Source organism: Amycolatopsis viridis, assembly GCF_011758765.1.
Lineage (GTDB): Bacteria > Actinomycetota > Actinomycetes > Mycobacteriales > Pseudonocardiaceae > Amycolatopsis_E > Amycolatopsis_E viridis.
On the sequence record NZ_JAANOU010000001.1, the window covers coordinates 2,563,442 to 2,586,320 of the forward strand.

Here is a 22,879-nt window from a genome sequence, read left to right on the forward strand (position 1 = left end):
CCATGGCGATGCCGTTACGCCAGTCGATCCGGCTGGGCGCGTTCCTGGCCAAGCAGAAGCTGCTGCGCAAGGACAAGTACGCGATCCTGGTCGAGCTGGAACCGCTGTTCGCGTGCAACCTCAAGTGCGGTGGGTGCGGGAAGATCCAGCAGCCGGCGCACCTGCTCAAGCAGCGGATGCCGGTGCAGCAGGCGGTGGGTGCGGTGGAGGAGAGCGGTGCGCCGATGGTGTCCATCGCCGGTGGGGAACCGCTGATGCACCCGCAGATCCACGAGATCACCCGGATCCTGCTGGAGCGCAACAAGATCGTGTTCCTGTGCACGAACGCGCTGCTGCTGCCCAAGCACATCCACAAGTTCAAGCCGCACCGGAACTTCACGTGGATGGTGCACATCGACGGGCTGGCCGAGAAGCACGACGCCTCGGTGCGCAAGGAGGGCGGCTTCCAGGCCGCCGTCGACGCGATCCAGCTCGCGAAGTCGAAGGGCTTCAAGGTGATGACGAACACGACGTTCTTCAACACCGACACCCCGCAGGACGTCATCGACGTGCTGGACTACCTCAACGACGTCGTCAAGGTCGACAACATGCAGCTCTCGCCCGGGTACGCCTACGAGAAGGCCCCGGACCAGGAGCACTTCCTCGGGGTGCAGCAGACGCGGGAGCTGTTCGCCAAGGCGTTCGCGGACGGGCGCCGCAAGAAGTGGCGGCTCAACCACTCGCCGGTGTTCCTCGACTTCATCGAGGGCAAGCGGGACCTGGAGTGCACGCCGTGGGGCATCCCGTCCTACTCGCTGCTGGGCTGGCAGCGGCCGTGCTACCTGCTCGACGACGGCTACGCCAAGACGTGGCGGGAGCTGATCGAGGAGACCGAGTGGGACAAGTTCGGCCGGGGCAAGGACCCGAGGTGCGCGAACTGCATGGCGCACTGCGGTTACGAACCGACGGCCGTGATCGCGACGACGAGCAGTCTCAAGGAGACGATCCGCGCCGCGGTCAGCGTCTGACCCGGACCCGGTAGCGCGGGGGCGATCACCGCTCGTCCCCGCGCCGCCGGTCAGCTGGCGAAGAACTGGTGATCCACCGCGCCGGGCGGGGCGAGGCAGTCCTCGTCGCCGTGGCGTCCGGCGGGATCCACGTCCGCCGAACATCGCCTCCGCCGGTGCGGCGGACGATTCGACGCGCGGTGTGCCAGGCACCCCTGGTATTCCTATACCGGGTGAGTGCTAGGGTTCCGGTATAACTATACCGACACCCTGGGACGCGAGGTACCCGTGATCGAGTTGAAGACGCCGGCGGAGATCGAGCGCATGCACGTGGCCGGGCGGTTCGTCGCCGAGGTGCTCTCCGAGGTGGGCCGGCTGGCCGAGGTGGGCGTCAACCTCCTGGACCTGGAGCACCACGTGCGCGGGATGATCACCCGGCGCGGAGCGCAGTCCTGCTACTGGGACTACGCACCCTCGTTCGGCCGGGGCCCCTTCCGCAACGTCATCTGCCTGTCGGTCAACGACGCCGTCCTGCACGGCCTGCCCCACGACTACACCCTGCGCGACGGGGACGTGCTCACCGCCGACCTCGCCGTCGGCATCGACGGCTGGGTGGCCGACTCGGCGCGCACCGTCGTCGTCGGTACCGCCGCCGAGGAGGACCTGCGGATCGTCCGCGCCACGGAGGAAGCGCTCGCGGCGGCGATCGAGGCGGCACGACCGGGCAACCGCCTGGGCGACATCTCGGCGGCGATCTGGTCCGTCGCCCGGGCGCACGGCTACCCGGTCAACACCGAGTTCGGCGGACACGGCATCGGCCGCACCATGCACGAGGACCCGCACGTGCCCAACAAGGGGCACGCGGGGCGGGGGCTGACGCTGCGGCCCGGGCTGACCCTCGCGCTGGAACCCTGGTTCGCCCGCACGACCGACCGGATCGTCCACGACGCGGACGGCTGGACGATCCGGTCGGCCGACGGTTCCCGCACCGCCCACTCCGAGCACACGGTCGCCATCACCGAGGACGGCCCCCTGGTGCTCACCCGGCGCGCGGAGGAGTCGGCGGGGCGCTAGGCGCGACTGGGCCTACGGGATCAGTAGCAGCTTGCCGGTCGTGCGGCGGGCCTGCAGGTCCTCGTGCGCCTTCGCCGCCTCGGCGAGCGGGTAGCGACCGCCGATCCGCACCGTCAGCGCGCCGGAGGTCACCGCCTCGAACAGCTCGCCCGCCCGCCAGTCCAGTTCCTCCCGGGTCCGCACGTAGTGGGCCGACGTCGGCCGCGTCAGGTACACCGATCCGGCCTTGTTGAGCCGCTGCGGGTCGACCGGCGGGACCGGGCCGCTCGCGGCGCCGAAGAGCACCAGGAACCCCCGCACCCGCAGGCTGGCCAGGCTGCCGTCGAACGTGGTCCGGCCGACCCCGTCGTACACCGCGGCGACCCCTTCGCCGTCGGTCAGGCGCCGGACCTCCTCGGCGAAGTCCACCTGGTCGTAGCGGATCACCTCGTCCACGCCGGCCTCCCGGGCCAGCGCCTCCTTCTCCGCGGTGGACACCGTGCCGATCACCCGCGCGCCGCGTGCCTTGGCCAGTTGCGTCAGCAGCAGGCCCACCCCGCCCGCGGCCGCGTGCAGCAGGATCGTGTCGCCCTCGGCCACCTCGTAGGTCGACCGGACCAGGTAGTGCGCCGTGACGCCCTGCAGCAGGGTCGCGGCGGCCACCTCGTCGGACACGCCGTCCGGGATCCGCACCGCGCTGCGTGCCGGGACCCGGGCCCGCTGCGTGTAGCCGCCGAGCACGCCCTGCCAGGCGACCCGGTCGCCGACCTGGAAACCGGTGACGTCCGAACCGACCGCGGCGACCGTTCCGGCGCCCTCCTGGCCCAGCGTCGCGGGCAGGTCCAGCGGGTAGCTCCCGCTGCGGTGGTAGGTGTCGATGTAGTTCACGCCCGCGGCCGCGACGTCCACCAGCAGCTCGTCCGGCCCCGGATCGCCGACCTCCACCTCGGCGACCTCCAGCACCTCGGGTCCGCCGGTCCGCCGAATCTGCACTGCCGTGGGCATCGTGTGTCTCCTCCTGACGTGGTCGGGTTCACCCCGTACAAGCCGGTGGGGCCGCCCGATCTTCCTTAAGATGCCGGCATGGCTGAAGAGACCGAGGCACCGGCGCCCACCGCCCAGCAGCTTACGACCGCCCGCCGATTCGTCGCCGAACACGGCAAGCCGGCCAAGGCCGTCGTGGAGAACATCGGCCGCGCCGGTGCACGCGTGGTGCTCGTCGGCCACGACGGTGCGCTCGGTGACATCGTTGTGCGCACCGTCGAGACCGGTCAGCAGCTGGTCGAGGCGGTCGAGGACCTCGAGCCGGCCGAATGGGACTCGGCAACCGTCAACGAGACCCGGATCGGGCCCGGCCACCGCCGCCGGATGGCCGGGCACGCCCTGTAGGGCTCACGCAACGGTTTGCAGCCGCTTCGCGGCGAGGCGCTCGGCCCGCGGCCAGCGCACGTCGTGCGCCCAGCCCAGCTTCTCGAAGATCCAGATCAGCCGCGCCGACACGTCCAGCTGCCCGCGCAGCACCCCGTGCCGCGCGCACGTCGGGTCGGCGTGGTGCGAGTTGTGCCACGACTCGCCCATCGACAGGATCGCCAGCGGCCAGAAGTTCGCCGCCCGGTCCCGGCTGGCGAACGGCCGGTCGCCGATCATGTGGCAGATCGAGTTCACCGACCACGTCACGTGGTGCAGGAACGCGATCCGCACCAGCCCGGCCCAGAAGAACGCGGTCACCGCGCCCCACCACGACCAGCTCAGCAGCCCGCCGAGCAGCGTGGGCAGAGCGAGGCTGAGCACGATCCACAGCCAGAACAGCTTGCTCACCACCCGCAGGTCGCGGTCGGCCAGCAGGTCCGGTGCGAACCGCTCGTAGTTGGTCACCTCGCGCTCGAACATCCACCCCATGTGCGCGTGCCAGAACCCGCGCAGCAGCGCCGCCGGGCTCGTGCCGAACAGCCAGGGGGAGTGCGGGTCGCCCTCGCGGTCGGCGAAGGCGTGGTGCCGGCGATGGCTGGCCACCCAGAACAGGACCGACCCCTGCACGGCCATGCTGCCGGCGATCGCCATCACGACCCGCAGCGGCCGTCCGGTCTTGAACGAGCCGTGCGTGAAGTGGCGGTGGTAGCCGACGGTCACGCCGAGCGTGGCGAACACGTAGAAGAACACCGCCAGGCCGAGGTCGAGCCAGGTCAGTCCCCAGCCCCACGCGAGTGGCACCGCGGTGACCAGCGCGAGGAACGGGATCAGCAGGAACGCTTTGAGCACGATCATCTGACCGGTGGACCGGCGATGTGAAATCAGGGGTTTGGTCATGGGCGGTGGTTACCTCTCTTCCCGGCCCCACCGTACGAGGCCGTCCTGGCGGATACCCCCCTCGGGCGTTACCACCGCGTGACGAGCGCGGAAATCCGGCTCACGCCGTGGTCAGCTCCGGGCTCTGGGGCGGGGCCGGTGCGGCGGGGACGACCGGGCCCCGGTCGCGGCAGCCGCACCACAGGGCGGCGGTCGCCACGATCACCAGCGCCGAGCCCAGCACGTGCAGCGACACCAGCGCCTCCGGGATGCCGAGTGCGTACTGCACCGACCCCAGCACACCCTGCGCGAGCGCCACCACCCAGACGACCGCGTAGCGCCGCCACACCGCCGGCGGGGTGCCGCCGCGCATCAGGACCAGGCCGAACATCGCGAGCACGAGCAGGTAACACACCAGCAGACCACCGTGGACCTGGGCGAGCACCTCGATCGGCGCGTCCAGCCGGTGGGTCGCCGGGTCGCCGCCGTGCGGGCCGGCGCCGGTCACCGTGGTGCCGGCGATCAGCACCGCCCACATCGCGACCACGAGGGTGACCAGCAGCTTCTTCGCCAGCGGCGGGACCAGCCACCGCGCCGGCTCGTCGCCCTCGCCGAACGCGCGGACCAGCAGCACCGCCAGCCACACCAGCGGCGTGGAGACCAGGAAGTGGATCGCGACCGTCCACCACTCCAGCTTCGCGAGCACCGTCATCCCGCCGACCACGGCCTGCAGTACGACTCCGCCGGGCATTGCCCAGGCGAGCCGGAGCGCCCGCCGGCGCTCCGGGTGGGCGATCTGCACCCGCCACGCGGCGAGCACCGCCAGCGCGGAGACCAGGATGACCACCACGGTGAGCAGCCGGTTGCTGAACTCGATCCACTGGTTGAGCGTCTCGAGCTCGGGGTGCGCGACCGGCACCAGGCTGCCCGGGAAGCACTGCGGCCAGGTGGGGCAGCCCAGACCCGATCCGGTGACACGGACGACCGAGCCGGTGACCCCGATGCCCGCCTGGGCGACCACCGCGGCGACGGCGATCGCGCGCTGCACGGAGCGCGACGGGTAGGGCAGGCGGGCGATCAGGGACTTCAGTGCCACGCGGAAATAGTAGACGGGCGCGAAGCGCCTCCGTTGAGGGCGGTGGCGGGAGACGAGCGGGCCCCGGCGCTACGTCAGTTTCGTCGTGCGGCTGGCCAGTGCCGCCGCCAGCACGCCCCACCCGGCGAGCACGGCGACCGGGCCCGCGGCGAGCTGCCCGTGCACCAGCGCGGCCCGCAGCCCTTCGGCCAGCGCCCCGGAGGGCAGCAGCTCGATGATCGTCGCCGCCCCGGCGGGCAGCGCCGAGGGCGCGAGCAGGATCCCGCCCGCGAGCAGCAGCACGAACCACACGATGTTGGCCAGCGCCAGCACCACCTCGGCGCGCAGCGAACCGCCGAGCAGCACGCCCAGCGCGCCGAAGCTCAGCGTGCCGGCCACCAGCAGCAGGACCGCCTCGGCGATCCCGGCGCCCGACGGCGTCCAGCCGAGGAACGCGGCGACCACGCCCAGCACGACGACCTGCAGCAGCACCACCACCAGCGCGGCGACGATCCGGCCCGCGACGAGCAGCCACCGCGGGATGGCCGTGGCCGACAGCCGCTTGAGCACGCCGTAGCGGCGGTCGAACCCGAGCGCGATGGCCTGCCCGGTGAACGCCGAGGACATCACCGCGAGCGCGAAGATGCGCGGCGTGACCCAGTCCACCTTGGCGACCCCGTCGAGGTCGCCGGTGGGCAGGATGTTCAGCAGCGTCAGGCCGATCAGCAGGGCCAGCGGGATGAGCAGGGTGAGCAGGATCTGCTCACCGTTGCGCAGGGTGAGGCTGGTTTCCAGCTTCGCGTGGGTGAGCAGCATCCGGGTGCGGCGGCCCGGACCGGGCGCGGGGGTGAAGGTTCCGGCGGGGAACCGGGCCGGTGCGGTCACGAGCGCAGCTCCCGTCCGGTCAGCTCGAGGAAGACCTCTTCCAGGTCGCGCTTGCCGACGTGCAGCTCCTCGGCCAGCACGCCCTGCTGCGCGCACCACGCCGTCACCGTCGACACCACCTGCGGGTTCACGCTCCCGGACACCTGGTAGCTGCCCGGCGCGGACTCCTGCACGCGGTAGCCCTCGGGCAGCGCGGCCGACAGCAGTTCGGTGTCCAGCCCCGCGCGGGCCTTGAACCGCAGCTGCGCGGCGTCGGAGTCGTCCGCGGTCAGCGCGCTCGGCGTGCCCTCGGCGATCACCTTGCCGTGGTCGACGATCACCACGTCGTCGGCCAGCGCCTCGGCCTCCTCCATCAGGTGGGTGGTGAGCAGGACGCTCACCCCGTCGGCCCGCAGTGCGCCGAGCAGGTCCCACACCAGGCGGCGGGCCTGCGGGTCCATACCGGCGGTCGGCTCGTCGAGGAACACCAGCTCGGGGCGCCCGACCAGGGCGCACGCCAGCGACAACCGCTGCTGCTGCCCGCCGGAGAGGCGCTTGAACGGGGTGCGGCGCGCCGGGGTGAGGCCGAGGACGTCGAGCAGCCACTCGGGGTCCAGCGGGCTGGCGGCGCACGAGGCGACCAGTCCGAGCATCTCGCCGGCCCGGACACCCGGGTAGGCGCCGCCGCCCTGCGGCATCACACCGACCCGGGGACGCAGCGCGGCGCCGTCGCGAGCGGGATCCAGGCCCAGCACGCGCACCGACCCGGCGTCGGCGCGGCGGAAGCCTTCGCAGATCTCGACGGTGGTGGTCTTGCCGGCACCGTTGGGACCGAGCAGTGCGAGCAGGCGCCCGCGGTGCATCTTCAAGTCCAGGCCGTCGACCGCGGTCTTCGAGCCGTACCGCTTCACCAGCCCGGTGATCTCGACGGCAGGTGTGCTCACGACTGTCAAGCGTACGACCCCGGCTCAGGGCGCCGGCTGCGGATCCCTCTTCAGCAGCAGAGGTGCCCTGCGCCACACGACGAGCACGGCCACGGCGACCACGACACCCGCGGCGAGGTAGGCCTGCGGCACGACGAACGAGCGGCCGTCGAACGTGCTGCCCGGCGGTGCGGCGAGGAACGCCAGCGCCACGCTGGCCACGGTGGCCGCGACGCGGAACCGGGACGTGCCCGCGGCGGCGGCGAGCGGGATCACCGCCCACAGCAGCCACCACGGCTGCATCGCGACGTGCAGGATCATGAAGGCGCCCAGCGAGACGCCGAGCCCGATGATCGGCCGGTAGCGCCAGCGGAAGCTGTCCCACAGGAACTTCGCGGTGATCAGCCCGGCCAGCGCGATGCCGGCCAGCTGCAGGATCGACACCAGCGCGTTGGTGTGGTTGCCCAGGCCGAGCGCGATGCCCAGGACCCCGCCGAGGTTCGCGAGCTCGGCACTGGGGGAGATCCAGCTGCGCACCAGCCCCGGGGTGCCCAGCGCGCCGATCCAGCCGAAGCCGAGGCCGGTGCCCAGGCACACGGCGACCATGACGACGGCGAACACGCCGGTGAGCGCGGCGGCGGCGCGCAGCAGGTCGCTGATCCGGCCGCGCCAGCGGCGGGCGATCATGACACCGAAGAAGCCCAGTGCGATGACCGCGTTGATCTTCACCGCGGCGCCGAGCGTGATGACCGCCGCACCGAGCACGAGGAACGGGATCTCGCCGTTGGCCAGGGGTGGCGGCGTGTCGCCGGTGAACCGGACCGGCAGCCGGCGGATACCCAGCTCCAGGCCGGCGACCATCAGGCCGATGCCGAGCGCCTCGTTGTGCGCGCCGGCGACCAGGTGGAACAGCACGAGCGGGTTGGCGGCCCCCAGCCACAGCGCGGTGGCCGGTTCGACGCCGAACCGCTGGGCCAGGCGGGGCAGGGCCCAGATGATGAGCGCGACGCCGGCCAGGGCGAGGGCGCGCTGCAGCAGCACCCCGGCGACGATGTCGTCCCCGGTGAGCCCGGAGATCCAGCTGCCGAGTTTGAGGAAGAGCGGGCCGTAGGGGGCCGGGGTCTCGCGCCACATGTTGGAGACACCGCTGGTGAGCGGATCGGCCACGCCGAGCGCCTGCGCCGGGCCCAGTTCGTACGGGTCCATGCCGCGGTGCACGATCTCGCTCTGCGCCAGGTAGCTGTAGACGTCGCGGGAGAACAGCGGTGGGATGAACATCAGCGGCGTCAGCCACATGACCAGCGTGCGGGTCAGCTGGGCGCGGGTGGCCAGCCGCGGGCGCCCGGGCCGCGCGAACCGGCCCAGCAGCAGCCACCCGACGACGAGCATGCCCATCCCGGCGAAGCACATCGCCAGCGAGACGGTGGGGATGCGGGCGAACAGGCGGAGGACGGGGATGTCCTGGACCGGGTTGAGCACCGGGGCCGCGCCGGCGCCGAGCGAGCCCAGGGCGAGCAGCAGCGCGCCGACCGTGCCCAGCCGGCGCACGATGTCCAGGGCACGCAGTTCCCGCTGTTCCAGCGGCCCGGCCCCGGGAGGGTGCACCGGGGACGGCGGCGCCGCCACCGCACCACCTCCGGTGCTCCGCTCACCCCATGTCACACAGAGAGGGTATCGGCGCCGTCCCGGGCTGCCGAGAAGGGCGGCCACGGCGACCGGCGGCACCGGCGCGGCGGCCGGGATCCGTGACCCCGGTCACGCCGAGTTGACCACTCTTTGCCTCCCCGCCCGAAATACGACACAATTATGTTGTGAAAAACAGCGGACCCCACTCCCACCAGGGCGGCGCCGGCCGTCCCGGTGACGGCGTGGCCGCTCAGGCCACCCCGGACGGGCGCACCCGGCACGAGGTCGCCCGCCTCCTGCTGGAGGACGGCCCGATGACGGCGGGCGTGGTCGCCGACCGGCTGGGCATCAGCCCGACCGCGGTGCGCCGTCACCTGGACGCGTTGCTGGCCGACGGGGAGGCCGAGACGCGGGACGCGCCCCGGCGCGGACCGCGTGGCCGGGGCCGCCCGGCCAAGCTCTTCCTGCTCACCGAGACGGGCCGCGCCCGGTTCGGGCACGCCTACGACGACCTCGCGGTCGCCGCCCTCCGCTTCCTCGCCGAACACGCGGGGGAGGAGGCCGTGCGGGCCTTCGCCGAGCGCCGGGCCGCCGGCATGGTGGAGCCGCACCGGGCCGCGATCACCGCAGCGGACGGCCCGGCCGGCCGCGCGGAGGCCCTGGCCGCCGCCCTGAGCAGGGAGGGTTACGCTGCGTCGGCCCGCCAGGTGGGCGCTCCGGCCACCGGTGCCGGCGCGCAGCTGTGCCAGCACCACTGCCCGGTCGCCCACGTCGCCGCTGAGTTCCCGCAGCTGTGCGAGGCGGAGACCGAGGCGTTCGCCGAGCTGCTGGGCACCCACGTCCAGCGGCTGGCGACCATCGCACGCGGTGACACCGTGTGCACCACCCACGTCCCAGCGGAGAATCCGCCGGGTCTGCAAGCGAAAGCTCCGGACGGAGGGAAACGCGAATGACTGCCGCTGCCGAGCAGCGCAATCCCACCACAACGCCGCTGTCCCAGGAAGAGACCATCGAGTCCCTGGGCAACTACGCGTTCGGGTGGGCCGACCCGGATGCCGCGGGGGCCAGCGCCCGCCGCGGGCTCAACACCGACGTCGTGGCCGACATCTCCGCCAAGAAGAACGAGCCGGAGTGGATGCTCGAGGCGCGCCTGAAGGCGCTGAAGCTCTTCGAGCGCAAGCCCATGCCGAACTGGGGCGCCGACCTGTCGGGGATCGACTTCGACAACATCAAGTACTTCGTGCGCTCCACCGAGCAGCAGGCCGCCAGCTGGGACGAGCTGCCCGAGGACATCAAGAACACCTACGACAAGCTGGGCATCCCGGAGGCGGAGAAGCAGCGCCTGATCGCCGGGGTGGCCGCCCAGTACGAGTCGGAGGTCGTCTACCACAAGATCCGTGAGGACCTCGAGGCCCAGGGCGTCATCTTCCTGGACACCGACACCGGCCTCAAGGAGCACCCGGAGCTGTTCCAGGAGTACTTCGGCTCGGTCATCCCGGCCGGTGACAACAAGTTCTCCGCGCTGAACACGGCGGTGTGGTCCGGTGGGTCGTTCATCTACGTGCCGCCGGGCGTGCACGTGGACATCCCGCTGCAGGCGTACTTCCGGATCAACACCGAGAACATGGGCCAGTTCGAGCGGACCCTGATCATCGTCGATGAGGGTGCCTACGTGCACTACGTCGAAGGCTGCACCGCGCCCATCTACAAGTCCGACTCGCTGCACTCGGCCGTGGTCGAGATCATCGTCAAGAAGGGCGGCCGCTGCCGCTACACGACGATCCAGAACTGGTCGAACAACGTCTACAACCTGGTCACCAAGCGCGCCAAGTGCGAAGAGGGCGCGACCATGGAGTGGATCGACGGCAACATCGGCTCCAAGGTGACCATGAAGTACCCGTCGGTCTTCCTGATGGGCGAGCACGCCAAGGGCGAGGTCCTCTCGATCGCGTTCGCCGGCGAGGGCCAGCACCAGGACGCCGGCGCCAAGATGGAGCACCTGGCGCCGCACACCTCCTCGACCATCGTGTCGAAGTCGGTGGCGCGCGGTGGCGGCCGCACCTCCTACCGCGGCCTGGTGAAGGTGGCCAAGCGGGCGCACCACTCCGCGTCCACCGTGAAGTGCGACGCGCTGCTGGTGGACACCATCTCCCGCTCGGACACCTACCCCTACGTCGACATCCGCAACGACGAGGTGTCGATGGGCCACGAGGCCACGGTGTCCAAGGTCTCCGAGGACCAGCTGTTCTACCTGATGTCCCGCGGTCTCACCGAGGACGAGGCCATGGCGATGGTCGTGCGCGGGTTCGTCGAGCCCATCGCGCGCGAGCTGCCCATGGAGTACGCGCTCGAGCTGAACCGCCTGATCGAACTGCAGATGGAAGGAGCCGTCGGCTGACATGACGGTGGCTGCTGAGAACACCGCTGCCGCTGCGGAGGCCGTCGTCCCGGCGGCCTCCCGCGCGGAGCGCTTCACCGGGTACGACGTCGCCGCCTTCGAGGTCCCCAGCGGCCGCGAGGAGAACTGGCGCTTCACCCCGATGAAGCGCCTGCGCGGGCTGCACGACGGCACCGCGACGGCCTCCGGTGAGGTCAAGATCGACGTCGACGCCGCCCCCGAGGTGCGCGTGGAGACCGTCGGCCGCGAGGACGAGCGCCTGGGTCAGGCCGGCGTGCCGAGCGACCGGATCGCCGCGCAGGCGTACACCTCGTTCGCCGCGGCGACGCTGGTGACCCTGCCGAAGGAGACCCGCGCGTCCCGGCCGACCGTGCTGCGGCTGACCGGGCCGGGCGAGGGCAACACCGCCTACGGGCACGTGCAGGTGCGCGCCGAGGCCTACGCCGAGGGCGTGGTCGTGCTCGACCACCTCGGCTCCGGCACCTACGCCGACAACGTCGAGTTCGTCGTCGGCGAGGGCGCGAAGCTCACCGTGGTCAGCGTCCAGGACTGGGCCGACGACGCCGTGCACGTCTCCGAGCAGCACATCCGGCTCGGCAAGGACTCCACGGTCAAGCACATCGTCGTCACCCTGGGCGGCGACCTGGTGCGGGTGTCGCCCACCGCGAGCTTCGCCGACCGCGGCGGCGACGTGGAGATGCTGGGCCTGTACTTCGCCGACGCCGGCCAGCACCAGGAGCACCGCCTGTTCGTCGACCACGCGGTCCCGTACTGCAAGTCGAACGTGATGTACAAGGGCGCGCTGCAAAGTGATGGCCGCTCACAGGAGGCTCATACCGTGTGGATCGGCGACGTGCTGATCCGGGCCGCGGCCGAGGGCACCGAGACCTACGAGCTCAACCGCAACCTGGTGCTCACCACCGGTGCGCGGGCCGACTCGGTGCCGAACCTGGAGATCGAGACCGGTGAGATCGCCGGTGCCGGGCACGCGAGCGCCACGGGAAGGTTCGACGACGAGCAGTTGTTCTACCTCCAGTCGCGCGGGATCGAGGAGGAGCAGGCGCGGCGGCTGGTCGTCCGCGGCTTCTTCCACGAGATCCTGATGAAGATCGACGTCCCGGAGGTCCGCGAGCGCCTGACCCAGGCGATCGAGGCCGAACTCGAAGCCGTCGGCAGCTGAAGCCCTCCCCTTCCACCACGAGAGACAGAGACGAACGAGGCCATGGCCACACTGGAAATCAAGGATCTGCACGCCGGTGTCACCACCGACGAGGGCACGAAAGAGATCCTCAAGGGTGTCAACCTGACCATCCGCTCGGGTGAGACCCACGCGATCATGGGCCCGAACGGGTCGGGCAAATCCACCCTGTCCTACGCGATCGCCGGCCACCCCAAGTACGAGGTGACCTCTGGCGAGGTGCTGCTGGACGGCGAGAACGTCCTCGACATGTCGGTTGATGAACGCAGTCGAGCGGGCATTTTCTTGGCGATGCAGTACCCCGTCGAGGTGCCGGGCGTGTCCATGTCGAACTTCCTGCGCACCGCCGCCACCGCCGTCCGCGGCGAGGCGCCGAAGCTGCGGCACTGGGTCAAGGAAGTCAAGGACGAGATGGCCAAGCTGGAGATCTCGGCGGAGTTCGCCGAGCGCAGCGTCAACGAGGGCTTCTCCGGCGGTGAGAAGAAGCGCCACGAGATCCTGCAGCTGGCGCTGCTCAAGCCGAAGATCGCGATCCTCGACGAGACCGACTCGGGCCTGGACGTCGACGCGCTGCGGATCGTCTCCGAGGGCGTCAACGAGTACAAGGCGAACAACGAGGTCGGCGTCATGCTGATCACGCACTACACCCGGATCCTGCGGCACATCACCCCGGACTTCGTGCACGTCTTCGCCGACGGCCGCGTCGTCGAGTCCGGCGGCAAGGAGCTGGCCGACGAGCTGGAGGAGAACGGCTACGTCAAGTACACCGGCAAGAAGGAAGCCGCGGCGGTCTGACGTCCCCCGTTCCCGAACTGACACACCGAGAGAGGAGTTGGCGCGCATGACCACCACAGCCGCGGCCAACCTGCCTTTGGACGTCGCTGCCCTGCGCGCCGACTTCCCCATCCTGTCGCGCACCGTGCGCGACGGGAAACCCTTGGTGTACCTGGACTCCGGCGCGACCTCGCAGCGGCCGCGGCAGGTGCTGGACGCCGAGCGCCGGTTCCTGGAGACCTCCAACGCGGCGGTGCACCGGGGTGCGCACCAGCTCGCCGAGGAGGCCACGGACGCCTACGAGTACGCCCGCGCCCGCACCGCCGAGTTCGTCGGTGCCGACCAGGGTGAGCTGGTGTTCACGAAGAACGCCACCGAGGGCATCAACCTCGTCGCGTACGCGATGAGCAACGCGGCCACCGCCGGCCCGGAGGCCGACCGGTTCCGCGTCGGCCCGGGCGACGAGATCGTGATCACCGCGATGGAGCACCACGCGAATCTGGTGCCCTGGCAGCAGCTGTGCCAGCGCACGGGTGCCACGCTGCGGTGGTTCGACCTCACCGGCACGTTCCGGCTGGATCTGTCCAACCTGGACGACCTGATCACCGAGCGCACCAAGATCGTCGCGTTCGCGCACCAGTCGAACGTGCTCGGCACGATCAACCCGGTCGAGCCGATCGTGCGGCGGGCCCGCGAGGTCGGCGCGCTGACGCTGCTCGACGCGTGCCAGTCGGTGCCGCACTTCCCGGTCGACTTCCACGCGCTCGGCGTGGACTTCGCGGTGTTCTCCGGGCACAAGATGCTGGCGCCGTCCGGTATCGGCGTGCTCTACGGGCGCCGTGAGCTGCTCGAGGCGATGCCGCCGTTCCTCACCGGCGGGTCGATGATCGAGCTGGTCACGATGGACCGCACCACGTTCGCGCCGCCCCCGCAGAAGTTCGAGGCCGGGGTGCCGATGACCTCGCAGGCGGTCGGGCTCGGCGCCGCGGTGGACTACCTGAGCGAGATCGGCATGGAGCGGGTGGCCGCGCACGAGCACGCGCTCGTCGAGTCCGCGCTGGCCGGGATCGCCGAGATCCCGGGCGTCCGGCTGATCGGCCCGGGCGACACCGCCGACCGCGGAGCGACCGTCGCGTTCGTCGTCGACGGCGTGCACCCGCACGACGCCGGCCAGGTGCTGGACAGCCTGGGCATCGCGGTGCGGGTGGGTCACCACTGCGCGTGGCCGCTGCACCGGGTGTGCCAGGTGCCGGCCACCGTGCGCGCGACGTTCTACCTGTACAACGAGCTGTCCGAAGTGGACGCCCTGATGGGCGGTATCCGCGAGGCGCAGAAGTTCTTCGGGGTGGCGTAGGTGAACCTGGAGAGCATGTACCAGGAGATCATCCTGGACCACTACAAGAACCCGCACGGCCACGGCCTGCGGGAGCCCTTCGACGCCGAGTCGTTCCAGGTCAACCCGACCTGCGGGGACGAGATCACCCTCCGGCTCAAGGTCGAGGGCGACAAGGTCGCCGACGTCTCCTACGAGGGGCAGGGCTGCTCGATCAGCCAGGCGTCCGCGTCGGTGCTGACCGATCTGGTGACCGGGCACACCGTCGGTGAGGCGCTGTCCACGATGGACACCTTCGTGGCGATGATGCAGAGCCGGGGCCAGATCGAGCCGGACGAGGATGTGCTGGAGGACGCGGTCGCCTTCGCCGGGGTGTCGAAGTACCCGGCGCGAGTGAAGTGCGCCCTGCTGGGCTGGATGGCGTTCAAGGATGCGCTGACCCGCACGAACGGAGCCGTGAAGTGAGCGAGGAGCAGACGCGCGAGGGCCGCACCGCGGCGGACCTGCCGGAGCAGGCGCAGCCGGCCGCGGACGTGGCCAAGATCGAGGACATCGAGGAGGCCATGCGGGACGTCGTGGACCCCGAGCTCGGCATCAACGTGGTCGACCTCGGGCTGGTCTACGACATCCGGGTGGAACCGGACAACACCGCGACCCTCGACATGACGCTGACGTCGGCGGCCTGCCCGCTGACCGACGTGATCGAGGACCAGACGGCGTCGGTGCTGGTCGGCCAGGCCGGTGTGGTCAAGGACTTCCGGATCAACTGGGTCTGGATGCCGCCGTGGGGCCCGGAGAAGATCACCGACGACGGCCGGGAGCAGCTCCGCGCCCTCGGGTTCACCGTCTAGATCCGCATCGGCGGCACACCGCCGCCGCGGCCGGGCCCGTTCGGGTACTCCGGCTGCGGCGGCGGTGTGCTGCGTGCGGCCCGTGATCCCCTCGTAGCAGCCGGCGTATAACGACCTATACGGCGCGGCTCAAGCCGGCCGCAGACCGGTCGCGCTGTTCCGGCAACGCGTGCCGCGACCGGCCGCGCAGCACTTCGACCCGCTCGGAGCCCGGCCGGCCCAGCACCCAGCTCGACCCCGGCACCGCCTTCGCCCGCTTCTTCAGGGGTGCCAGCAGCCGGGACGCCTCCCGGTACGACTCGATCGTCGCCGTCGCGCACACCAGCGTCGCCAGCGACACCGTCACCGGCATGCCTTCGGCCGACCACGGCACGTCCAGCAGTGCCCCGGCGATCGTGCCGATCTCCGCGACGTCGCAGGCGATCAGGAAGTCGTCCCCGCCGACGTGGCTCACCACCATCCGCGGCAGGCGGGCCGCCAGGTCCGTGAGGGCCCGCCCGATCGCGCGGATCAGGTCGTCCCCGGCGGCGAAACCCGCGTTGTCGTTCACCGCCTTGAACGAGTCGACGTCCAGCCAGGCCGCCACGAACGCCTCCCGGCCGGCGATCCGGCGGTCCACGTCCCGCGCCACCGTGTCGCTGCCGGGCAGCCGGGTCAGCGGGTTCAGCGCGGCCGCTTCCTCGACCTTGGCCTCGGCCACCCCGCGCACCACCTCGGTCACCAGCACCACACCCAGGCAGCGGCCCGCGTCGTCGACCACCACCACGTCGTCGCCGGTGCGGCCCCAGTCGGCGTCGGTCACCAGTTCCAGCAGCTCCAGGGCCCCCGCATCGGCGTGGATCGTGTGCGGGCTGTCCGCCAGCCGTTCCGCGCTGCGCCTGGCGTGCAGCGCGTGCCCGTACGGGCCGGTGACCGAGACCAGGAACCGGGTGCGGTCGATCGACCACCGCGGGCGCCCGTCGGGGCCGATCCCGACGATCCCGGTGGGCGCGTCCGCGGCGGCGAGCGCGGAGCGCACGTCGTCGCAGGTCGCGTCGTGCGGCAGGGTGCTGGCCGGGCGCAGGAAGTCCCGCACCCGCGGGGTGCTCAGCGGTCCCGGCACCACGCGTTCCCCGGGGTCGGGGATGGCCGGGGTGAGCAGGTGCCCGAGGCTCACCCCGGCCCGGGCCGGCGCGAACAGGTTGCCCTGGGCGATGCGCACTCCCAGCCGCCGCACCGCCCCCAGCTGGGCCTCGGTCTCGATGCCGGTCGCCACCAGCCGCGCGTTGCGGCGGGCGGCGAAGTGCAGCAGCGATTCCACGACCGCCACCGAACCGGCGTCGCCGGGCAGCCCGCGCAGCACGCTGTGGTCCAGTTTCAGGACATCCACCGGCGCCGCGGCGAGCAGCGCGAACGGCAGGTCCCCGCGCCCGAGACCGTCCAGCGCCAGCCGGAACCCCAGCTCGCGCAGCCGCGTCAGGCCGGCGAGCAGCTGCTCGGGCGGGACCGAGCAGAACGGCGGGCCGATCTCCAGCACCACCTCGCGCGGCCGCTTGCCGGTGCGCGCGAGGGCGTCCAGCAGCGGATCCACCGCCGGGGCCGCCGCGGTGGCCGCGGTCAGGTTCAGGTGCACCGGCAGCAGCGTCTGCTGGTCGGCCTCGGTGCGCACCGCCTCGCAGGCCAGCGCGAGGTCGGTCTCGACCAGACGCTGTTCGCGGCGTGCGGTGTCGAGCAGGTCGTGCACGGACCCCTCGGCGGGGCGGGCCAGCGCTTCGAGCGCGACCATACCGCCGGTGTGCAGGCTGTAGAGCGGCTGGAAGGCGAACCGGACTGGGCGCACGGACCGATCTTCCTGGTGAGGTGGCTCCGGTGAAAGAGATGTTCACGGATGTTCACCTCCGGTGTGCACGCCGTATGCCCCCACCGGGTGTCCCCGGACCGATACGGTGATGCGCATGGAACTCGATCCGCGGATGCTGCGCCGGGAGAACGCCAGGGAACCGGCCTGGTCCGATCTGGCCGACAACCCGTTCCGGGCCGACCGGGACCGGATCGTGGTGTCGCCGTTCTTCGCCCGGCTCGGTGGCGTGACCCAGGTCGTGAGCGCCGCCGGGTCCGGTCTGCTGCACAACCGCCTCACGCACAGCCTCAAGGTCGCCCAGGTCGCCCGCGCGATCTCGGAGCGGCTGCTGTCCGCGGTCGACTCGGCCGAGCTGATCGGCAAGCTCGGCGGGCTGGACCCGGACGTGGCCGAGGCCGCCGCGCTGGCCCACGACCTGGGGCACCCGCCGTTCGGGCACCTGGGGGAGCAGGTGCTGGACCGCATCGCCCGCCACCGGTTCTCGCTGCCCGACGGGTTCGAAGGTAACGCGCAGACGTTCCGGATCATCACCACCACGGACGTGCGCGGCCCCGCGGCCGTCGGCCTCGACCTCACCGCGGCGGTGCGGGCGGCGGTCCTGAAGTACCCGTGGGCCCGGCTGCACTGGCCCGACCCGCACCCGTCCGCGATGCGGATCCCGCCCCGCGGCGCCGCCGAACCGGACGAGGCACCCGGTACCGGGTCGAGCAAGTTCTCCGCGTACTGCACCGAACTGGATGACGTCGTGGCGGCGCGCCGGTCGTTCGCGGGCCGGATCGAACCGTGGCAGCAGACCGTCGAGGCGTCGGTGATGGACACCGCCGACGACCTCGCCTACGCGATCCACGACATCCAGGACTTCCACCGCATCGGGGTGCTGCAGCACGCGCCGGTCGCGGCCGAGCTGGGGGAGTGGCTGGACCACGCCCTCGACCTGGCCGCGCTCGACAACGCCACGCTCGCGGCGCAGATCCGCCGCCCGGGCCGCTCGCTGGAGCAGCTGCGACGGCGCATGCACGCCAAGGACGCGTGGATCGTCGACGACGACGCCTTCGCCCACGCCGTGTCCCGGATCCGGGCCGAACTTGTCGACGGCCTGCTCGCCACCCCGTTCGACGGGTCGATCGAGGCCGAGCAGACCACGGCGGCGTTCTCCGCGCAGTGGACGCACCGGCTGGTGGATGGCGTGGTCGTGCTGCCGACGCCGTCCACCCGGGCCGGGCACGTGTCGTTGCGGCCGGCGCAGTGGCACGAGGTGCAGGTGCTCAAGTTCGTGCACCGCAGGTTCGTGCTGCTGCGGCCGGAACTGGCGCTGCACCAGCGGGGGCAGGCTTCGTTGCTGACCACGCTCGTGGACGCCCTGGACGCGTGGCTCGGCGACCGGGACGAGGTGTCCCGGCTGCCCCGGCGGCTGCACGACCTGGTCGAGCTGGCGCAGTCGGAGTTCGAGGACCTGGCCCGCAACGCGCCCGAGCTGCTGGTCGGAGCCACCGGCGAGCCGGTGACCGGTGCGGACGCGGTACGCAGCCTGGCCCGGCGCCGCGCGGTGATCGACTTCGTGTCCTCGCTGACCGACAAGCAGGCGGTCACCCTGCTGGACGCGCTGTCGGGCCGGTCCGCGCAACCCTGGTCGGACTCCTTCGTGCTGTAGCGGCAGGCAGCACCGCGTGCTGGGTGAGGACGGTCACCGCGGGGAAAACGGCTGGACGGTGATCCGTACACTGGACTCGTGGACGTCCAGTTGGAGTAGCTCCGGGCCCGGCCCCGCCAGACCCGGCGGGCCCGTCGATGTCTCCTGTCCACCCCCGATTCCGGGAGTTCCCCTTGATCACGGCCACCGGCCTAGAACTGCGCGCCGGGTCGCGCATCCTGCTGTCCGACACCACCGTGCGCATCCAGCCGGGTGATCGCATCGGCCTGGTGGGGCGCAACGGCGCCGGCAAGACGACCACCCTGAAGGTCCTCGCGGGTGAGGGCGAGCCCTACGCGGGCGAGGTGCGCCGCGGCAGCGAGCTCGGCTACCTGCCCCAGGACCCCCGCGAGGGTGATCTCTCCGTCACGGCGAAGGACCGCGTCCTGTCCGCCCGCGGCCTCGACACCCTGCTGCGGGACATGGAGAAGGCGCAGACCGCCATGTCCGAGCTGGTCGACGACGCCGAGCGGGACCGCGCCATCCGCAAGTACGGCCGGCTCGAGGAGCGGTTCGCCTCGCTCGGTGGGTACGCCGCCGAGAGCGAGGCCGCCCGCATCTGCGCCAACCTGGGCCTGGCCGACCGGGTCCTCGCGCAACCTCTGCGCACCCTCTCCGGTGGTCAGCGCCGCCGCGTCGAGCTGGCCCGCATCCTGTTCGCCGCCTCCGACGTGGGGGCGTCCGGCCGCTCGGACACGATCCTGCTGCTCGACGAGCCGACCAACCACCTCGACGCCGACTCCATCAACTGGCTGCGTGGCTTCCTCAAGGGGCACGAGGGCGGTCTCGTGGTGATCAGCCACGACGTGGACCTGCTGGCCGAGGTCGTGAACAAGGTGTGGTTCCTCGACGCGACCCGCGGCGAGCTCGACTCCTACAACATGACCTGGTCGCGCTACCTGGAGGCGCGCGCCACCGACGAGAAGCGCCGCCGCCGGGAGCGGGCCAACGCCGAGAAGAAGGCCGCCGCGCTGCAGGCGCAGGCCGCCAAGCTCGGCGCGAAGGCGACCAAGGCCGTGGCGGCCAAGAACATGGCCCGCCGTGCCGAGCAGATGCTCGCCGGGCTCGACGAGCAGCGTCAGGCCGACAAGGTGGCGCACATCAAGTTCCCCGCGCCGGCCCCGTGCGGGCGCACTCCGCTCACCGCCGACGGATTGTCCAAATCGTACGGTTCGCTGGAAATCTTCACCGGTGTCGATCTCGCGATCGACCGGGGGACCAAGGTCGTCGTGCTCGGTCTCAACGGTGCCGGCAAGACCACCCTGCTGCGGCTGCTGGGCGGAATGGAGAAACCGGATACCGGCAGTGTCGTCGCCGGGCACGGTCTGCGCCTGGGCTATTACGCGCAGGAACACGAAACCCTCGACCACGATGCGAGCGTCTGGGAGAACATCCGGCATCTCGCTCCGGACACCGGTGCGCAGGAGCTGCGGAACCTGCTCGGCTCGTTCCTGTTCACCGGCGAGCAACTGGACCAGCCGGCCGGCACGCTCTCCGGCGGCGAGAAGACCCGGCTCGCGCTCGCCGGGCTGGTTTCCAGTGCGGCCAACGTGCTGCTGCTGGACGAACCGACCAACAACCTGGACCCGGCCAGCCGTGAGCAGGTGCTCAACGCCCTGCGCAGTTACACCGGTGCGGTCGTCCTGGTCACCCACGACCCCGGCGCGGTCGAGGCACTCGAACCCGAGCGGGTGATCCTGTTGCCGGACGGCACCGAGGATCACTGGTCGGATGATTACCTGGAACTCGTCCAGTTGGCATGATGTAAACAATGGCGCCGGTCCTTAGTTGGACTAGGCAACCACCTGGTTCGGCGCAATTTTTCCGCCATTGGGCAGGTTTTTCTCGCCTCGTCTGGCAAATTCGCGGTTCGTGTTCGATCATTGCGTGACGAGGCCCACTGTGGCCTGCCAACGCGAACTGGTGGAGGCGGAACGACGTGGCTGACCTGAAGAAGGGCGCGCGGATCACCGGCAGCACGCGTGACAAGCTCGCCGCTGACCTGAAGAAGAAATATGAGAAGGGTGCGAGTATTCGGGCCCTGGCCGAGTCGACCGGACGCTCGTACGGTTTTGTGCACCGCGTACTTTCCGAATCCGGTGTGCAGTTGCGCGGGCGCGGCGGAGCGACACGAGCTAAGAAGAAGTAGGCCCGGCGGCGGCTTCGGCACGGCGGAAGCACAATGCCGCGCCGGCGAGCACGCACGGGTACAGCAGGTACCCGAAGCGCGTCGCGGGCGTCAGGAGGGTGAAGGCGCACAACCCGGCGGCGATGCGCCACAACGCGTCCGATCCCGCGACGGGCGGACGCCGCAGCAACCAGACGACGATCGCGGCGGCGGCGCCGACGAGCAGGATGAACGCGGCCACTTTCCCGGCCGGACCGATACCGGCGATGAGATGACCCGGCAGGGGGCTCGCCGCCGGTGACGCCACCTGGCCCACGCCGGCCGGGAACCGGACCACGTGCTCCACGAACGCGTGCGGATCGACCAGGAACACCGGGACGTTCAGCACCGCGCACGCGGCGACGGCCGTGCCGGCGAACCGCGCCAGGGCGGTGCCGCCCAGGCGGGTGAAGATCAGCACGGCCAGCACCACGGCGGCCGGTGCGACGATGAGCTTCGCGCTGATCACGAGCGCGAGCACGGTGCCGCTCGCCATCGGCCGGTCCCGCGCGGCGAGCGCGGCGGCGACCAGCAACAGACCGACGATCGCCAGGTCCGGCCCGGCGACCGCCCAGGTCAGCGCGGTCAGCGGGAAGGCCATGGCCAGCTGGGCCGCGCGTACCGGCACCCGGGGGGAACCGATCAGCCGCAGGGTCAGCCAGGCGCACACGCACGCGGTGAGGACGAACATCAGCCGCGCGTCGGTGAGGGCGTCGGCGACGGGACCGCCGCCGAACAGGGCGCGCGGCAGGCCGAACACGGCCATCACCGGGCCGTACGGGGTGTAGTCGTTGACCTCGGGCACGTGGTCGAGCGCGGTCACGTCGACGTACGGCGTGCCGTGCTCCAGCAGCAGACGCGCGGAACGTTCGATCACCCACACCTCGGGCTGGGCGCTCCAGGAGAACGGCGTGTTCAGCCAGTCGTTGCCGGTGAGGCGGCGGATCACCAGGACGACCAGGGGCAGCAGCATCGACAGCACGGCGATGCCCGCGAGCCCCAGCCAGCGGGAGCGCAGCGGTCCGCCCGGCCGGCGCGCCGTCATCAGCCAGCCGGTGTGCGCGGCCGCGAAGCCGTACCCGAACGCCGCACACGTGCCCCAGATGCGGAAGCCGTAGAACTCGCCGGTCAGCGCGAGTGCGATCGCGTAGACGGCGCACCCGAGGTAGAGGAGCAGGTCGACGGCCAGTGGATGCGTCGCGAGCAGCGCCCGGGTGCGTTCGATCGCGGTGACCGGGACCGGTGGGCGCGTTGCCGTGCGCTCGGTGGTCACCGGCTGCCACCGCGTGCCTGCATGCCGAGATCGTTCCGCCCCATGGGCAAAGGTTACCGAGACCGTCCCGCCCGGCGGCGCCCGGGAAGCGCCCGGTCGACCGGACCGCTGGTCCAGGGCGTGTTCTGTTCGCCGGGTGATGCACCGTTCCTGGAAGGGCCGGGTGAGACGTGTTTCCACGGTCCGTCGGGACACGATGAGAGCCCGGGCGGTCCCGGGGGTGGTTCAGGCCGTCGGCGACCAGGGCGGCGATCTTCTCCTCGGCCGGCGTGAGCACGTCCAGCGCACCGTGGCGGAATGCGACTTCGCCGATCGCCGCGACGATCCGCTCCTCGGCGAGCTGTGCTCCCGCTGGAACGGCACCAAGCCGCCGGCACGAGCCTGCCGCCCCGAAGCCGACTGGGCGACGGCTTCCGCGGTGGCGGCCGGTCGAGGTCGGCCAGGTACACCACGGCCGCGGTGTCGAACGCGCTGTTGACCCGTTGCGCCGGTGCCACGCGGAGCCGGGTCCTGCCCACGTCCGCCGGCCCGGTCAGCGTGAG

The 22,879-nt window shown here is 71.4% G+C and carries 21 protein-coding genes; 13 read left to right on the forward strand and 8 right to left on the reverse strand.

The genetic code is table 11. The features are described 5' to 3' along the window. The first annotated feature begins 2 nt into the window (after positions 1 to 2). Together hpnH and map are read left to right on the forward strand one after the other, a co-directional pair. Positions 3 to 1,007: an adenosyl-hopene transferase HpnH gene (gene hpnH / locus FHX46_RS12715; protein WP_167113583.1), complete on the forward strand. Its 1,005-nt coding sequence runs from the start codon at positions 3 to 5 to the stop codon at positions 1,005 to 1,007. 267 nt (positions 1,008 to 1,274) lie between these two features. Further along, positions 1,275 to 2,060: a type I methionyl aminopeptidase gene (map, locus tag FHX46_RS12720; protein WP_167113586.1), complete on the forward strand. Its 786-nt coding sequence runs from the start codon at positions 1,275 to 1,277 to the stop codon at positions 2,058 to 2,060. Between the two features lie 12 nt (positions 2,061 to 2,072). Here the strand turns inward: map and FHX46_RS12725 are convergent, their stop codons facing one another. Further along, on the reverse strand, positions 2,073 to 3,044 hold the full coding sequence (locus FHX46_RS12725) for a quinone oxidoreductase family protein (RefSeq protein ID WP_167113589.1): 972 nt from the start codon (positions 3,042 to 3,044) through the stop codon (positions 2,073 to 2,075). A gap of 78 nt (positions 3,045 to 3,122) precedes the next feature. On the opposite strand from FHX46_RS12725, the gene FHX46_RS12730 reads away from it, so the two are divergent. Next, the gene (locus FHX46_RS12730) at positions 3,123 to 3,428 is read left to right on the forward strand and encodes a hypothetical protein (protein ID WP_167108039.1); all 306 of its coding nucleotides are present in this window, start codon (positions 3,123 to 3,125) and stop codon (positions 3,426 to 3,428) included. 3 nt (positions 3,429 to 3,431) lie between these two features. On the opposite strand, the gene FHX46_RS12735 is transcribed toward FHX46_RS12730, so the two are convergent. From FHX46_RS12735 to mptB, 5 genes are all read right to left on the reverse strand, one after another. Then, positions 3,432 to 4,346: an acyl-CoA desaturase gene (locus FHX46_RS12735; RefSeq protein WP_167113592.1), complete on the reverse strand. Its 915-nt coding sequence runs from the start codon at positions 4,344 to 4,346 to the stop codon at positions 3,432 to 3,434. 100 nt (positions 4,347 to 4,446) lie between these two features. Further along, entirely contained in the window at positions 4,447 to 5,421 is a 975-nt protein-coding gene (locus FHX46_RS12740; RefSeq protein WP_167113594.1) for a COX15/CtaA family protein, read from the reverse strand. Between the two features lie 69 nt (positions 5,422 to 5,490). Then, on the reverse strand, positions 5,491 to 6,216 hold the full coding sequence (locus tag FHX46_RS12745) for an ABC transporter permease (protein WP_167121438.1): 726 nt from the start codon (positions 6,214 to 6,216) through the stop codon (positions 5,491 to 5,493). Positions 6,217 to 6,281: 65 nt separating this feature from the next. Beyond that, positions 6,282 to 7,208: an ABC transporter ATP-binding protein gene (locus tag FHX46_RS12750; protein WP_167113597.1), complete on the reverse strand. Its 927-nt coding sequence runs from the start codon at positions 7,206 to 7,208 to the stop codon at positions 6,282 to 6,284. Positions 7,209 to 7,232: 24 nt separating this feature from the next. Continuing rightward, positions 7,233 to 8,849 carry a polyprenol phosphomannose-dependent alpha 1,6 mannosyltransferase MptB gene (mptB, locus tag FHX46_RS12755; protein ID WP_390622617.1) on the reverse strand — a complete coding sequence of 539 codons (1,617 nt, stop codon included), beginning with the start codon at positions 8,847 to 8,849 and terminating at the stop codon, positions 7,233 to 7,235. Positions 8,850 to 8,998: 149 nt separating this feature from the next. On the opposite strand from mptB, the gene FHX46_RS12760 reads away from it, so the two are divergent. Genes FHX46_RS12760 through FHX46_RS12790 form a run of 7 tightly spaced genes read left to right on the forward strand, consistent with a single transcriptional unit; the run spans position 8,999 to position 15,367 of the window. Beyond that, complete coding sequence (locus FHX46_RS12760; protein WP_390622618.1) at positions 8,999 to 9,766, forward strand: helix-turn-helix transcriptional regulator; 768 nt, start codon at positions 8,999 to 9,001, stop codon at positions 9,764 to 9,766. Then, positions 9,763 to 11,211 (forward strand): Fe-S cluster assembly protein SufB, encoded by a 1,449-nt coding sequence (gene sufB / locus FHX46_RS12765; protein ID WP_167113599.1) that lies wholly within the window; start codon positions 9,763 to 9,765, stop codon positions 11,209 to 11,211. The genes FHX46_RS12760 and sufB overlap by 4 nt, the downstream gene beginning before the upstream one ends. A 1-nt stretch (position 11,212) precedes the next feature. After that, positions 11,213 to 12,391 (forward strand): Fe-S cluster assembly protein SufD, encoded by a 1,179-nt coding sequence (gene sufD / locus FHX46_RS12770; RefSeq protein WP_167113602.1) that lies wholly within the window; start codon positions 11,213 to 11,215, stop codon positions 12,389 to 12,391. Positions 12,392 to 12,433: 42 nt separating this feature from the next. Beyond that, a complete protein-coding gene (gene sufC / locus FHX46_RS12775) occupies positions 12,434 to 13,204 on the forward strand; it encodes a Fe-S cluster assembly ATPase SufC (protein ID WP_167113604.1) in 771 nt (256 codons plus the stop codon). 46 nt (positions 13,205 to 13,250) lie between these two features. Continuing rightward, on the forward strand, positions 13,251 to 14,537 hold the full coding sequence (locus tag FHX46_RS12780; RefSeq protein WP_167113607.1) for a cysteine desulfurase: 1,287 nt from the start codon (positions 13,251 to 13,253) through the stop codon (positions 14,535 to 14,537). Further along, a complete protein-coding gene (gene sufU, locus FHX46_RS12785; RefSeq protein WP_167113610.1) occupies positions 14,538 to 14,981 on the forward strand; it encodes a Fe-S cluster assembly sulfur transfer protein SufU in 444 nt (147 codons plus the stop codon). Then, the gene (locus FHX46_RS12790; RefSeq protein ID WP_167113613.1) at positions 14,978 to 15,367 is read left to right on the forward strand and encodes a metal-sulfur cluster assembly factor; all 390 of its coding nucleotides are present in this window, start codon (positions 14,978 to 14,980) and stop codon (positions 15,365 to 15,367) included. The genes sufU and FHX46_RS12790 overlap by 4 nt, the downstream gene beginning before the upstream one ends. Positions 15,368 to 15,482: 115 nt before the next feature. On the opposite strand, the gene FHX46_RS12795 is transcribed toward FHX46_RS12790, so the two are convergent. Continuing rightward, a complete protein-coding gene (locus FHX46_RS12795; RefSeq protein ID WP_167113616.1) occupies positions 15,483 to 17,186 on the reverse strand; it encodes a GGDEF domain-containing protein in 1,704 nt (567 codons plus the stop codon). 109 nt (positions 17,187 to 17,295) lie between these two features. On the opposite strand from FHX46_RS12795, the gene FHX46_RS12800 reads away from it, so the two are divergent. The 3 genes from FHX46_RS12800 (at position 17,296) to FHX46_RS12810 (ending at position 21,046) form a co-directional block, all read left to right on the forward strand. Then, positions 17,296 to 18,858 carry a deoxyguanosinetriphosphate triphosphohydrolase family protein gene (locus tag FHX46_RS12800; RefSeq protein ID WP_167113618.1) on the forward strand — a complete coding sequence of 521 codons (1,563 nt, stop codon included), beginning with the start codon at positions 17,296 to 17,298 and terminating at the stop codon, positions 18,856 to 18,858. A gap of 173 nt (positions 18,859 to 19,031) precedes the next feature. Beyond that, positions 19,032 to 20,660: an ABC-F family ATP-binding cassette domain-containing protein gene (locus FHX46_RS12805; protein WP_167113621.1), complete on the forward strand. Its 1,629-nt coding sequence runs from the start codon at positions 19,032 to 19,034 to the stop codon at positions 20,658 to 20,660. A gap of 176 nt (positions 20,661 to 20,836) precedes the next feature. Continuing rightward, positions 20,837 to 21,046, forward strand: coding sequence for a helix-turn-helix domain-containing protein (locus tag FHX46_RS12810; RefSeq protein ID WP_017982988.1), 210 nt, complete (start codon positions 20,837 to 20,839; stop codon positions 21,044 to 21,046). Here FHX46_RS12810 and FHX46_RS12815 read toward each other — a convergent pair. Further along, entirely contained in the window at positions 21,033 to 22,337 is a 1,305-nt protein-coding gene (locus tag FHX46_RS12815; protein ID WP_167113624.1) for a glycosyltransferase 87 family protein, read from the reverse strand. The two genes, FHX46_RS12810 and FHX46_RS12815, sit on opposite strands and share 14 nt — an antisense overlap. Positions 22,338 to 22,879: the final 542 nt, after the last annotated feature.